General features: G+C 47.4%; 1 protein-coding gene. It reads right to left on the reverse strand.

The genetic code is table 11. The features are described from left to right. Positions 1–835: YicC/YloC family endoribonuclease (locus R7R24_RS25715; RefSeq protein WP_318119949.1), on the reverse strand; the 835-nt coding region annotated here is incomplete at its 3' end. Positions 836–853 lie beyond the last annotated feature (18 nt).

The following is an 853-nucleotide window of genomic DNA, read 5'->3' on the forward strand; positions in this document are numbered from 1 at the left end:
GCTCGATCAGAACTTTCAGTTCAACGCCCGATGCGGTGATGTCGGTGCTGATCGATTTAGAAGCGAGCGTGTTCGACTCACGGTTGGATTCTTGCATCATGAAATCCAGACGACGACCGACTGCGCCACCTTTTTTCAGGATGTTGGTCGTTTCTTTCACGTGAGAATCCAGACGATCTAGCTCTTCTGCAACGTCTGACTTTTGCGCTAGCAAGATAAGCTCTTGTTCTACACGAGAAGCATCCAGTTCAATTTTCGCATCTTCAAATTTTGAGAATAGACGCTCACGTTGCCATTCTAGGATTTCAGGCATGCGAGCACGAACTTTCACCACTTCTGCGGTAATCGCGTCTAGGCGTTGTTCGATCAGCGCTTTCATGTTGTCGCCTTCACGACCACGCGCTTCAATAAATTCACTAATTGCTTCATCAAATGCAGCAAGCAGCTCTTTGTTGACCTCATCCATGTTTTGCTCAGGAGTTTCCATCACACCAGGCCATTGCATGACTTGAAATGGATTGATGCGGCTAAGCTCACCAGTCATGTGCATAACTTGTTCAGCAGCTTTAATCACTTGGGTTGCCAACGCTTCATTGATGCTAAGCTCGGCTTTTGCTGCAGGGTTCGCTTCGAAACGAAGGCTACATTCCACTTTTCCTCGCGCTAGACGTTTACGAAAACGCTCGCGTAGAACTGGTTCTAAAGCTCGGAATTGTTCTGGCATGCGGAAATAGGTTTCTAGGTAACGCTGGTTTACACTGCGGATTTCCCATACCGCAGAGCCCCAATCGCCTTTTACTTCTTTGCGCGCATACGCAGTCATACTGTAAATCATCGAATTTTCCTGTCTTCA

Source organism: Vibrio sp. 704 (assembly GCF_033339295.1).